Origin of the sequence: Oscillatoria sp. FACHB-1406, from assembly GCF_014698145.1 — a bacterium.
In the GTDB taxonomy this organism is placed as follows: Bacteria; Cyanobacteriota; Cyanobacteriia; order Cyanobacteriales; family Spirulinaceae; genus FACHB-1406.
The window spans coordinates 20362-32689 of sequence record NZ_JACJSM010000017.1; the positions used below are offsets into that span (position 1 = coordinate 20362).

Annotated in this window: 10 protein-coding genes; 7 read left to right on the forward strand and 3 right to left on the reverse strand. The window is 48.3% G+C overall.

Annotation, left to right across the window (positions count from 1 at the left end; genetic code table 11):
* Positions 1–330: 330 nt before the first annotated feature.
* Both H6G50_RS16225 and H6G50_RS16230 read left to right on the forward strand, forming a co-directional pair.
* Entirely contained in the window at positions 331–765 is a 435-nt protein-coding gene (locus tag H6G50_RS16225; RefSeq protein WP_190718297.1) for a XisH family protein, read from the forward strand.
* Positions 735–1070 carry a XisI protein gene (locus H6G50_RS16230; protein WP_190718300.1) on the forward strand — a complete coding sequence of 112 codons (336 nt, stop codon included), beginning with the start codon at positions 735–737 and terminating at the stop codon, positions 1068–1070. Before H6G50_RS16225 ends, H6G50_RS16230 begins: the two co-directional genes overlap by 31 nt.
* A gap of 452 nt (positions 1071–1522) precedes the next feature.
* Here H6G50_RS16230 and H6G50_RS16235 read toward each other — a convergent pair whose 3' ends face one another.
* Positions 1523–2290, reverse strand: coding sequence for an S-layer homology domain-containing protein (locus tag H6G50_RS16235; protein WP_206756573.1), 768 nt, complete (start codon positions 2288–2290; stop codon positions 1523–1525).
* Between the two features lie 132 nt (positions 2291–2422).
* Here H6G50_RS16235 and H6G50_RS16240 point away from each other — a divergent pair, with 132 nt between their 5' ends.
* Positions 2423–3007, forward strand: a complete 585-nt coding sequence (locus H6G50_RS16240; RefSeq protein ID WP_190718306.1) for a transglutaminase-like domain-containing protein — start codon at positions 2423–2425, stop codon at positions 3005–3007.
* Positions 3008–3385: 378 nt separating this feature from the next.
* On the opposite strand, the gene H6G50_RS16245 is transcribed toward H6G50_RS16240, so the two are convergent.
* Positions 3386–5824, reverse strand: a complete 2439-nt coding sequence (locus H6G50_RS16245) for a DUF3769 domain-containing protein (RefSeq protein ID WP_190718309.1) — start codon at positions 5822–5824, stop codon at positions 3386–3388.
* 220 nt (positions 5825–6044) lie between these two features.
* On the reverse strand, positions 6045–6161 hold the full coding sequence (locus H6G50_RS16250) for a photosystem II reaction center protein I (RefSeq protein ID WP_190718312.1): 117 nt from the start codon (positions 6159–6161) through the stop codon (positions 6045–6047).
* Positions 6162–6485: 324 nt separating this feature from the next.
* On the opposite strand from H6G50_RS16250, the gene H6G50_RS16255 reads away from it, so the two are divergent.
* From H6G50_RS16255 to H6G50_RS16270, 4 genes are all read left to right on the forward strand, one after another.
* Positions 6486–8639, forward strand: a complete 2154-nt coding sequence (locus tag H6G50_RS16255) for a Tex family protein (RefSeq protein WP_190718315.1) — start codon at positions 6486–6488, stop codon at positions 8637–8639.
* 93 nt (positions 8640–8732) lie between these two features.
* Positions 8733–10442 carry an alpha/beta hydrolase gene (locus H6G50_RS16260; RefSeq protein ID WP_190718318.1) on the forward strand — a complete coding sequence of 570 codons (1710 nt, stop codon included), beginning with the start codon at positions 8733–8735 and terminating at the stop codon, positions 10440–10442.
* A 244-nt stretch (positions 10443–10686) separates the two neighbouring features.
* Entirely contained in the window at positions 10687–11229 is a 543-nt protein-coding gene (locus H6G50_RS16265) for a hypothetical protein (protein ID WP_190718321.1), read from the forward strand.
* Between the two features lie 119 nt (positions 11230–11348).
* Positions 11349–12299 carry a serine hydrolase gene (locus tag H6G50_RS16270; RefSeq protein ID WP_190718324.1) on the forward strand — a complete coding sequence of 317 codons (951 nt, stop codon included), beginning with the start codon at positions 11349–11351 and terminating at the stop codon, positions 12297–12299.
* Positions 12300–12328 lie beyond the last annotated feature (29 nt).

The window sequence follows — 12328 nt, forward strand, 5'->3', positions numbered from 1 at the left end:
AAGGTAACGAGTAGGATTGTTTGCGAGATTCATTAAAATAACCTTGCCTACCAACCTAGTCGTGGTGGGGATTGCTGCTACACCTCAAAGCTTGAAGAGTGAACTTTAAATTGGCAATGTCTACCGCTGTTCATTTGCGTTACATTGAAGGAAGTAAGCGCGATCGATAATTTCGAGTATTGGGCAATTTAACTAACTGCAAAACCATCGTACTGGCGGATAAAAGGAGAATGGTAGGCTAGGAGAATATCTGTTTTAAAAATTCCAGCTTCAATAAATTCTTTATCAAAATGGTCTTATAATGAAAGAATGCGCTATCTCAATCTTATCATGCCAGCCAAAGACGTTTACCATGATTCCGTAAAACAGGCACTCATCAATGATGGCTGGACAATTCTCAAGGAAAACTACGAACTGGAGTACGGGGGAGATAACTTATATCCAGATTTTGCTGCCGAGAAATCTATTGCTGCAACCCGAGACAAAGAAAGAATACTTGTGGAAGTCAAAAGCTTCATCGGACGATCTTTCATTACTGACCTACAAGCTACCATCGGTCAGTACATCATGTACAAAGAAGTTGTCGAAGCTCAAACCCTGGATTTCAAGCTATACTTGGCAATTCCAGCTAACTTGTACGATAATAAATTTCAAACCCCACTAGCTCAATTAATGATTCAAAAAAACCAAGTTAACCTATTGGTTTTCGATCCAATCCAGGAGGTCATTGAAAGATGGATAAACTCGATCGCTACCGAAGCTTAATCCAAAAAATCCTAGAAGAATATCAGCAGCTAGGATCGGGCAATTCCGATGTCGAATCTGTCTTGCTGCTCGATCCGAAGAGCGAGCATTATCTTCTCATAAAGATGGGTTGGCATCAAGATAATCGCATCAACTGCAATGTCCTTCACGTTCGCCTGAAAGACGGAAAAATCTGGATTGAAGAAGACCGGACTGAGGACGGTATTGCAACCGATTTACTCCAAGCAGGGGTGTCCCGTGAAGATATTGTCCTCGCCTTTCATCCACCGCGTTTGCGTCAGTTTACTGAATTTGCAACTGCGTAACGCGATTACTCTTAGAGAAAGCATCGCACATCGCGCATCAAGAGCGATCGCGCACTTATCTAATTCACAGCCAACAAACCCGACATATTCAGCACTTTTTCTGACCAGATTTTTACCTGTTCGCTAACTTTTATTCGCTGCTGAACGTCCGATCGAATCTTTGTAAACGTAGGGTGGGCAAGGTAACGAGTAGGATTGTTTGAGAGATTTATTAAGATAACCTTGCCCACCAACCTAGTCGTGGTGGGCATTGCCGATTTAAAATTGTGCCATAAGTCAAAAGGTCTTGCGGCAATGTCTACCCTACAAAAAGCCATACAAATACGTTGAAACTTTTCACGTAATACCAATTGAATATGACGTTGTACAGAATTGACTCTGCTCAATTTTGGGTTAAGAGATTGGTGCGTTACACTGTCGCTAACACACCCTACTTTTGATTCTATGAAAAGTTACGAGGGCGAAGGCGGATAAATGCTCAGACATTGTACCGCTCGCAAGGTTGCAGCAGCCGCATAATTTCGCTGGGCGGGCGCGTTGGGGGCAAATTTAGTCCCTTTTTCATCGAGATACGTTGCAACTCTTTGTTGAAAACAGTAAGAAGACATCTGCTGAATTTTATTTTCAGCCCAATGTCCCCGAACATCGGAGAAGGGAAGCGGTGGGAGTGCGCCGAGGAATTGTTGCGCGTCCCAGTTACCGCGCCATTCTACCAAAAAGCGATCGACCGCATCCAACATAACGATGAGTTCGGCACGGGTGACGGTTTGGGTGGGACGAAAAGTACCGTCTGGATAGCCGCGTATAATGCCTAAATCTTTCATGTATTGAATCTTGGCAGCACTCCAACGATTTTTACTCGTGTCGGGGAAAGGATTGCTGCTGACTTGAGTTGGAACTTTAGGCAAAGGTTTAGGAGTGGGGGGAGAGGAAAGGTTAAGGTTCGTTAAAGGAACTTTCGGCATCGCGTCTACCATAATTGATAGCAATTGTTCTCGCGTCAGAGATTCTCGCGGTCGAAAGGTTCGGTCTGGGAAACCGGATACAATACCAGAACGAGCAGCAGTGTCGATTTCTCCGACATAGGTATCTCCTTCAATATCCAAAAATTGCCTTTCTGGTGCGGGTTGTGCGGAAACCGGGAGGTATGGGGCTGCGATTAAACTTGTTAAAACCAAAAACCGAGAGATAGTCGAACGGTACTGCATATGCGATCGCATTCAAAATGTAGTATTCTTGCAACGAGATGATAACTTTCGTTATCTGGACTGGCTATTGCCCCTTTTTTTATGGACACTTCCATCACTACAAGCGAGGGGTTCTCGATTCGCGAATTTTTGTTCGAGAATTCTATGCAGGATTACCTCAAACCCACAGAAATTATTGATTGGCAACATCCCCAAGTTCTCAGCCTCGCTCGCGATTTAGCTGGCGATCGCGCGGACTCCACCGCTATTGCTAAAATCTGTTTTGAGTGGGTGCGCGACGAAATTCGCCACAGTTGCGATTATCGCCTCAATCCCGTAACCTGCCGCGCTTCCGACGTTCTCGAATTTCGCACGGGCTATTGCTTTGCCAAAAGTCACTTACTGGCTGCCTTACTGAGGGCAAATGGCATTCCCGCAGGATTTTGCTATCAACGTCTCAGTATCAACGACGATGGCGCGCCCTATTCCTTGCACGGATTTAATGCTGTTTATTTGCCTGAATGGGGATGGTATCGTGTCGATGCACGGGGAAATAAGCTGGGGGTGAATGCTAAGTTTGTTCCGCCCGAAGAATGTCTGGCGTATCAACCGCGTTTGCCGGGAGAATGCGATTTTCCAGAGATTTTTCCCGAACCTTTAGCGGTTGTAATTGAAGCGTTGCAAGCACATCAAACTTGGGATGGTTTATTGAAAAATTTACCCGATCGCGTTTCGGTTTTAAACAGTTAAAGATGCACTCAAAGAGTTCCGCACCAATTAGAGCATTGCAGTGCATATTGGTGTCAACTTAAGCATGAGTGTTTGTTATAGCGTCATCCCAGCCCTCACCCCCCCGACCCCCCTCTCCCAATTTTGGGCGAGGGGGGAGAAGAATTCTCTCTTGCTCCCCTCTCCCAGGGTTGGGAGAGGGGCTGGGGGTGAGGGCGATTCCACTTTCTGAGTGGGGTTTCACGTTAAGTTGACACCCATGTGCAGTGCAATGCCCCTACAAATAAAATTTAGTTCATCAGGAATGGGAATTGGCATAAGTTTGCCTACCATTCAAAACTGCTGAAATCGGCACTTGAGAGCAATTTTTAATTTTCAATTTTTAATTTCGCGAAATTATTAAAAGTCCCGAATCACGCCTTGTTCGACCGATCGCACCCCACTGCCTTCAAAAGGTCGCGGCGAACCGTTCCAGTTGAAATCGCTGATACGCAAGCTAATCGCTGCCAGACCGAGGACGGGGTTATAGCGCAAGAGAATATTATGGGTGCGGCGACTGTATTCAAACAGGTAATCGGTACTAATTTCCTTACCCGTATTGAGGTTCAATTGCGTTTGAAACCCAAAGCGGAAGGGGCCGTAAATTTGTTGCGTAATCCCAAAAGAAAGGGTACGAGTATCGACGATGCGATCGAATAAAAATGGAGATTGAGTCCCGCGAATTGACTCGGAATAGGTAATATTGAACCCGGTATAGTCGAGGAACGGGCGAGAAAAATGTCCGAACTGCCCTAACAAACCGATACTGCCGGTTAATGTCGGCTGAGTGTCGCCGTTGCTGTAATAACTGGCAACACCCGCAAGTTGAGTCGTGAGTTGAAGGTTGGGAACGACAGGTCTGGGGGTGTAGCGCAAACCCTGGTCGGGGGTAGCGGGGAGTGCTTCGCCCGTCCAGAGGGTGAAGTAGCGGGTGAGGGTGGCTGCGCCTTGGTAGCGCGTCAAACTAATGCGGTTGTTGTCGCGGATGGCGGGAAGCAGGTCGAGGCGGTCGGTATCGGCGTTGATGAATTGCAAGCTGGCTTGGTAGTTGAGCAAAATGCCCGTATCGCCGAGGGGAATGGTGGGGGAGGCTAAAACGGCCCCAAAGCTGCTTTGGACGGTCTGGAAGCCCAAAGAACCGTTGAAGAGGCGATCGCGGTAGTTCCCTTCTACCGTTAACGTATGGGTGTAATTAAAAATATCGAGGAGTTGGTTGAGCTTGCTATTAAGGCGCAGGTTGTTTTCGTAGTCGTCGAGTTGTAAGCTGCTTAGGGAGGCTTTCGCGGTCAGCCAAGTGCGATCGCTAAATTGCGCTTCGAGATTGCCACGCAGCCCAAAAGCGCTAGGAACGATACCCCGCCCATCCAAAATCGATCGCTGAATTAAATATTGCGGCGTGAGTTGAAAGCGGATGCGATCGCTGCGATAAATATCAAAGGAACGTTCTATAAACAGCCCACCGCGATCGCGTTCATCGTAACCGATGGTAAATAAAGCCGGATCTCGCTCGCGGCGATCGAAAACAAAGCGGCGCGGAAATAACGGCAAGGCTAGCCCTTGGTCGAATACCAAGCGCGGATTATCCAAGACTAATTCATCCTGCAACGGGCCGATATTTCTCACTGTGGCAGTATCGGCGCGCACTTCCAACTCTGGCGGCGAAAATGGATCGTTGGTAACGCGAACGTCCCGCCCGCGCCAGACTTCGCCATCGAATTCGATTTGCGCCGCCTCAAAACGCTGGCGGTTGAGCGTTCCCTGTCCGCCTGCTGCTGGGAAACTGGTTCCCGGCGTAGCTGCCCCGATTCCGCCGACGGTGAAGCTATATCCTTGGGTAGCGCTAACTCCGTTGACGGGTTGTTCGGCGAGTAAGCGATCGCTTAACGGTCGCCCCAGCACGGCAGGATCGCCAATTCTCGGTGCAGAATCTCGGGCGATATTGGGTTGATAGATTTCGCCGCTGGCATTTTCAATAATGCCTTTATCCTGGACAAAGAAATACTCAAATCGTTCGCCGCGCAAGGTTTGATCGCCGCGTTTAAGGGCGACATTTCCTTCCGCTACCACGACGCGATTGCGTAAATTAACCTGCACGCGATCGCCTGTAATCACGCCTTTTGAGAAGCGCATCACTGCATTCCCCGTTGCCGTCACAATGCCGCGTTTTTGGTCGTATTCTTGGCGATCGGAGGTAATTTCAACGATATCTTCAGGGTCGAGGGTAACGGGAGGATAGGGGGAGGGCGACGGGGAGACGGGGGGAGATTCTTGAGAAGAAGCATCGGGAATGGGAAGTTCTTGGGCTGGCTGCGATTCCAAAGTCGGCAGCGTCATCTGGAATTCTTGCACCTGTCCGCCGCGTTCTTGGGTAATGATGCGCGCGCCGCCACTGCCGCGTTCTTGTCGTTGCGTCAAACTCGGAATTAACAGGTTTTGTAAGGAGGTTGAGGCAACGAGGACGCTATTATCTGCGGTTTCGGAAGGTGCAGCAGGCGTACTTTCAGCCACCTCGGGCGCGTTCTCACGAATGCGATAACCCACCGAAATGGGCGGACCTAAATCGGCAGCCGTACCATCTGTGGCGTAGGGTTGGCGGTATTCCGAAGCTTCGGGGGCAAAGGTTTCGGGGGAGGAGGGCGCAGCCGAGGAAAGCGCTAATTGTTGCGGAAGAGACGCTTGGGGAGACTCGGCAATCGGAACGACGGTTTCGGGGGAAGACTCCGTTAAGTTGCTGGAAGTCTGTGCAGCAACGGGTTGAACGACAGCAGGGATTTCGGGCGGAACAACGGGGACAGACATTGTTTTGTTTAGGAACCAGCTAGCGGGAACGGCGACCCGCAAACAGCGGTTAGCGACCCGTTATCAACGCCGGGACAAACGTTTTTGCCCGGATCGTACCCCATTTTACCCGCGATCGCGAAAATATCCGGTCGTCAGGTAAATTTAAGTCGTTGAAGAAAACGAGTCGCCAATTTTGAGATTCGCGTTACTGCCAGCGCTGGGCGCTAGATCTCGCTTACTACTCTAAGTCCCGACGGTTGGGGTTACGAGAAGGATCGCTCGAAAGGAAACCGAACACGAACAACAGCACGAAGAACGTGATAACAATGTAAACAGCAATTTTGAGAGTCGCCATATTTTTACCGATCGCAAATGCAAGATTTCAGTTCCCCGCAGCCAAAAATTTAGCCCCGGAGTTTGGTTTTTCTTAAGATAGCCATCTTATCATACCGAAATACGTGCCTTTTTTTTGGGCGCTGGGCGATCGAGTGATGAGTGATGGATGCTGAATGCTGAATTATGAGTGATGAGGGGTGAGTTGTGAGGAATGAGGGATAAATGCTGAATTATGAATGCTAAATCATAAGTTGTGAAGGGTGAATGATGAGTTGTGACAGGTGAACTCTGAATTACAAATTACGAACTACAAATTACGAATTACGAATTAAAAACCACTCTAATGTTGAACTTAACCCAAACTTTAGCAACTGAATTATCGCTGAAACTCCAAAATATTGAGAACGCGATCGCACTTTGGAAAGAAGGGGCGACAATTCCCTTCATCGCGCGCTATCGTAAGGAAATGACAGGAGCGATGGATGAGGTGCAACTTCGATCGGTATTCGATCGCTACACCTACCTCGAAGAGTTAGAGCAACGCAAGCAAACCATTCTAGACGCGATCGCGGCGCAAGGAAAACTTACGGATGATTTGAAACAAAAGATCGAGTCTTGTTTGCAGAAAAATGAACTTGAAGATCTTTACCTTCCCTACAAACCCAAACGTCGTACCCGCGCCACCGCAGCCAGAGAAAAAGGTTTAGAACCGCTTGCACAATTGATTCAATCCTACAATCAAAAAAATGCACCTTCAGTATCTTTGCTAGCAGAATCGGCTCGGTATGTTAATACAGAATTGGGGGTGAAAACGGCTGAAGATGCCCTTAAAGGGGCTGCCGACATTATCGCCGAAGAAATTGCCGAAAAATCGGAGTTTCGGGCTTACATTCGCGAATTCCTTTTGAAGCGATCTGCTTTCGTTTCCAAAATGAAGGAAGACTATCCCGAAGGAACGACAAAGTTTGAAATGTATCGCGATTACAGTGCCGCAGTAACGAAAATTGCGCCGCATAATCTTTTAGCACTATATCGCGGCGAAACGGAAGGAATATTAACCCTCGATCTCGATTTTGAGGAAAATGAAGTTCTTGCTTACCTCGAATCGCAGGAAATCCGCGCTAAAAATCGGGAAGTTAGAGATTTTTATCAGGCAACGATTAAGGATGCTTTTAAACGTCTGATGAAAAATTCTCTTGTAACGGAAGTGCGATCGAAAAAAAAATTAGAAGCCGATATTGCTTCAATTCAAACTTTTGAAACAAACTTGCGGGAGTTACTTTTATCAGCCCCCGCTGGGATGAAACCAACCCTTGCGATCGATCCGGGATTTCGCACGGGTTGTAAGGTTGCAGTGTTAGATGAAACCGGAAAGTTTCTAGAATATTGTCCGATTTTTCCTCATACAGGTGAAGGAAAAAGAATACAAGCGGCGACAATTGTCAAGGCTTTGATTGAAAAATATAAGATTGAATTAATCGCTATTGGAAATGGAACGGCATCTCGGGAAACTGATGCGTTTATCGGGGAGGTGTTAGCGAGTTGCGATCGCAAACCGATTAAAGTTATGGTGAACGAATCCGGTGCGTCGATTTATTCAGCGAGTGAAGTAGCGCGATCGGAATTTCCCGATCTCGATCTTACCGTGCGTGGGGCTATTAGTATCGGCCGCCGTCTGCAAGACCCTCTCGCCGAACTGGTTAAAATCGACCCCAAATCTATTGGTGTCGGGCAGTACCAGCACGATGTCGAGCAAAAGCTACTCAAACAAAAGTTAGAAAAGACGGTAGAAAGCTGCGTTAACTATGTCGGCATCGATCTTAACACGGCTTCTAAGGAATTACTAACCTTTGTATCGGGATTAACGCCTGCAATTGCCCAGAATATTATTGCCTATCGCAACGAAAATGGAGCCTTTAAAAATCGCCGCCAGCTTCTTAAAGTTGCCAAATTAGGCACTAAAGCTTTTGAGCAAGCGGCTGGTTTTTTACGCATCCGAAATGGCGATAACCCCCTTGATAATACCGCCGTTCATCCTGAAAGCTACAATATTGCTAAAACGATTGTTGCCGATCTTGAAGTTCCCCTTACTCGCGCTGCCGATAAACTTAAATCCCTCGACCTTAAAAAATATATGACTGAGACAGTCGGATTGCCCACTTTAAAAGATATTGTTCGCGAACTTGAAAAACCGGGCAGAGATCCGCGCGAGCAATTTCAGTATGCCACCTTTAAGGAAGGCATTAATGAAATTTCCGATCTGGAAACTGGAATGGAACTAGAGGGGATTGTCACCAACGTAACCAACTTTGGCGCATTCGTCGATATTGGCGTTCATCAAGACGGCTTAGTTCACATTTCGCAACTGGCAGATCGTTTTATTAGCGATCCCAAAACAGTGGTGAAAGTCGGACAAGTGGTGAAAGTCAGAGTAATTGAAGTTAATGAGAAACTGAAGCGAATTAGCTTGTCGATGAAAAACGCCAATTCTCGCTAAGCATTTTCGGGCAGCGATCGCGGAAAGTTAGGAGTTGCGTCTTCTGCTTGTCCCTTGTAATCTGTAACCTAGTAAGTTGTTCTGTTGCCTTCCATGTTTGCAATTTCTCGACAGTCCGACAGAGAAAAGGCTTCCCTGACTTTAGGGGCTGATGGAGTTGTTTTAATCCCGCGCACTCCTCCTCGACAGCAAAGATACAAAAGTTTGAGCCTTCTGCTGTTGAATTTAGGCTGCGTTCTCGGTATCTCAATGGTGGCGACTCCGGCTAGAAGTGCCGATCGCGTTTCTCTGTTTGTCGGGCCGTTAGAATTTTCACTAGCAGTCGAGTCGCTGCAACGCTACGCAGACAACGGTAACGTGCAGCCCGATTTAGCGCCTTATATCAATCGCTTGAACGACGAACAGCAAGAACAGTTGCGAAAGATTTTAGGCACGCGCGCGGAAGTAACGCCGGTAGCAATTTCGCAATTTCTCTACACTCCCCAAGGCGAAATCATCTTAAGAGAATTAGGCACGTTAATCCAAACGCGCAGCGGACAGTCCGGTTTCTATGCAATTCGTTCGGCCTTAATCCTAGCAGCGGCAGATAAAGAAGGACTCACTCCCCTCAATGTTCTCAGGAAGTTCCCGACTACCAGCATTCGTATTAATTCTGCTCGCGTTTTTGAGTTAATCGGGCGCGTCAGCAGTTTGGTGCGGCAGACGGAAGGCGCAATCTCAGCCATCCGACAAGAAGCCCTCACCGAAATCGGCAACGATTCGAGTGAATTTCCTCTCGATTTGCAGCAAGCGGGATCGATTCCCTTCACTCAACAAAGCCTTATTCTCAACGATGTTGCGCGCAATCGCACTTTTCCCATCGATTTTTACCTCCCCCAGCAAGGCACAAGCGTGCCTCTGATTGTCATTTCTCACGGATTGGGTTCTAATCGCGACAGCTACCGCTACTTAGCTCTACATTTAGCGTCTCACGGTTTTGCCGTCGCCGTTCCCGAACATCCCGGCAGTAACGCCGCCCAGTTACAAGCCTTAGCTAACGGCTTAGTTAAAGATATTACGCCGCCGAGAGAATTGCTCGATCGCCCTCTCGATGTTAAATTTTTGCTCGATGAATTGCAGCGCCAGTACCCCCAACAAATCGACTGGCAGCGCGTCGGTGTTGTCGGTCAGTCCTTCGGGGGCTACACTGCTTTAGCACTAGCCGGGGCGCAACTCAATACCGAGGAACTGCAAAGCAATTGCGATCCGAATAGCCTTGATTTTAATATTTCCTTTCTCCTTCAGTGCCAAGCCTTAAGACTGCCGGAGCCGAATTATAATCTTAGCGATAGCCGCATTAAAGCCGCGATCGCGATTAATCCTCTCAGCAGTCAGATTTTTGGTCCGCAACAACTCGCCTCCCTCAAAACGCCGATTATGTTAATTTCAGGGAGTGCCGATGCTGTAACCCCTGCCCTAGAGGAACAAATTCGTCCTTTTACCACCCTCACTACCCCGGATAAATACCTCGTCTTACTCGAAAACGGCACGCATTTTTCGACGATCGGTACGACAGATGAAGATATCGCCCTGCCGCCGCAAGTTTTGGGCCCCGACCCCGCGATCGCTTACGACTATACTAAAGCAATGGCTCTAGCCTTTTTCCAAACTTACGTCGCAGGCAACGCCCAATACAGCCCCTATCTCAGCGCCGCTTATGCCCAGTCGATTTCTCGCTGGCCGATACCCCTGAGTTTTATCAAATCTTTGAGCCTGGAACAGTTGCAATCGTCAATGCAGGAAACCCACTTGACGGTAAAATAGGGATCGCGTTTAAGAACAAAACTTTCTTCACACCGATCTCCCGATCGAGCTTTCGCGAAGGCAGAAGCCATCGATACGGGGCTTACGCAGGACGAAGCTAGAAACCGGGCTTCTTCGTCATTCCTAGGTTCCTTCAATAATCCTGAGTTGGGTAGAAACCAGGTTCTTTGCGTGGGTCATCGGGTTATTTCGTTCGGTTGCACAACGTTACCTCAATCTGGCAAGTTTTAGGAGAAGTCGTCCCATGATTAATGCGCTCAAAAAACTCTTTGGTAAGAAAGATGAATTTTTTCTCGAGCTAAAGGAAGATGCTGAGTCGGCGATCGCCGATGCTAAAGATACCGTCAAAGATGCTGTCTCTAGCGCTAAAGAAACCGTTAAAGATGTCGCTGCTGATGCAAAAGATGCCGTAGTTAACGCTACGGAAACCGTTAAAGATGCAGCTTCCGATGCCAAAGAAGCTGTCGCTAACGCTACAGAAAACGTTAAGGGCGCGGTGGCTGATGCCAAAGATACCGTCAGCGATGCGGTAGATTCCACTGCTGACAAGTCGGCAGCGACCGCCAAAAAGGTCAAATCTCGCGCCAAATCGGTTAAGAACGATGTAGTAGAAGCGCAGCCCGTTCGTCCGGCAGCTAGCGCGACGAATGCTGCTGCTAACTCGGTTGAAGATAATACTTTCGCACCTAACCACTTAATGGGCGGGCAGAAGGTCTCTCGCCGCCGCCCGGGGCCGAGTTTGAAAGTCTACCGAGATATGGCACGCCAATATCAACAGAAAGGCTAATTAAGACCTTAATAAAGCCTCATTATCTGTGGAGAAGAGAAGAGGGACGCGATTCGCGATCGCGTCTTTTCTTATACCCTCAGATATTTTCAACGTTGCATTTTTAATTTTGAATTGATATGCCTTTTTTTCAGAAAGACGAGGGCCTCGAACAACTTGGAACCGAAATTATCGAAACGACCCGCGCTCAATTTCCCAGCTTAGCGCGCGATCGACTCGCCTTGACCTGGATTGTTTACGATCCGCCCGCAATCTCCAATACCGGCGGTGCGATGCGACCGGAGGAATTTTGGGCGCATCCGGTACGCGGGTTTAGCTATCGGGGGCTGGAGCGTATTTACCCGGCGAGCGTGGTGAAGTTATTCTATCTAGTCGCGATGCACGAATGGCTAGAAACGGATATGGCTGCGCCCTCTACCGAAGTCGAACGATCTATGCGCGATGCGATCGTCGATTCGAGCAACGATGCCACCAGTTTAATCGTCGATGTGCTGACCGGAACCACCAGCGGCCCCGAACTGCCGACGGGACCCTTTGAAACTTGGAAGTACCAACGCAATCTCGTCAACCGTTATTATCAATCTTTGGGATGGCCTGAATTAGAAGGGGTTAACGTCAACCAAAAGACTTGGGGAGACGGCCCCTACGGTCGAGAACGCGCTTTTGTCGGCGAGTTAATGGACAATCGCAATATGCTGACCGCAGATGCAGTAGCGCGGCTTCTCCACGCGATTATCGGCGGTGTTGCCGTATCGAGCGTGCGATCGCAAGCGATGATGAAATTGCTCGAGCGCGATCCAAACAGCGCCAAAGATACCTTAGAACCGGAAGAAGAAAATCAAGTCAAAGGCTTTTTGGGTGAGGGATTGCCGCGCGATGCTAAACTTTGGTCGAAAGCGGGTTGGACGAGTCGCGTGCGTCACGATGCGGCCTATGTGGAAATTCCCGACCTTTCGCCCTATCTCCTCGTTGTTTTCACTGAAGGTCAGGGAAATAATTTGGGGCTTTTGCCTTTTGTTTCCCAACAGATTGTTGCAGCAATGGCAAAGATTTCGCGAGCTACATTCTAATCTGACCAATGGGATACACTCGATCGCTC

Excerpts from the sequence above, each read along its gene's own strand:
- H6G50_RS16225 (WP_190718297.1), top strand. The coding sequence starts at position 331 with ATGCCAGCCAAAGACGTTTACCATGATTCCGTAAAACAGGCACTCATC.
- H6G50_RS16230 (WP_190718300.1), top strand. The coding sequence starts at position 735 with ATGGATAAACTCGATCGCTACCGAAGCTTAATCCAAAAAATCCTAGAA.
- H6G50_RS16235 (WP_206756573.1), bottom strand. The coding sequence starts at position 2,290 with ATGCGATCGCATATGCAGTACCGTTCGACTATCTCTCGGTTTTTGGTT.
- H6G50_RS16240 (WP_190718306.1), top strand. The coding sequence starts at position 2,423 with ATGCAGGATTACCTCAAACCCACAGAAATTATTGATTGGCAACATCCC.
- H6G50_RS16245 (WP_190718309.1), bottom strand. The coding sequence starts at position 5,824 with ATGTCTGTCCCCGTTGTTCCGCCCGAAATCCCTGCTGTCGTTCAACCC.
- H6G50_RS16250 (WP_190718312.1), bottom strand. The coding sequence starts at position 6,161 with ATGGCGACTCTCAAAATTGCTGTTTACATTGTTATCACGTTCTTCGTG.
- H6G50_RS16255 (WP_190718315.1), top strand. The coding sequence starts at position 6,486 with ATGTTGAACTTAACCCAAACTTTAGCAACTGAATTATCGCTGAAACTC.
- H6G50_RS16260 (WP_190718318.1), top strand. The coding sequence starts at position 8,733 with ATGTTTGCAATTTCTCGACAGTCCGACAGAGAAAAGGCTTCCCTGACT.
- H6G50_RS16265 (WP_190718321.1), top strand. The coding sequence starts at position 10,687 with ATGATTAATGCGCTCAAAAAACTCTTTGGTAAGAAAGATGAATTTTTT.
- H6G50_RS16270 (WP_190718324.1), top strand. The coding sequence starts at position 11,349 with ATGCCTTTTTTTCAGAAAGACGAGGGCCTCGAACAACTTGGAACCGAA.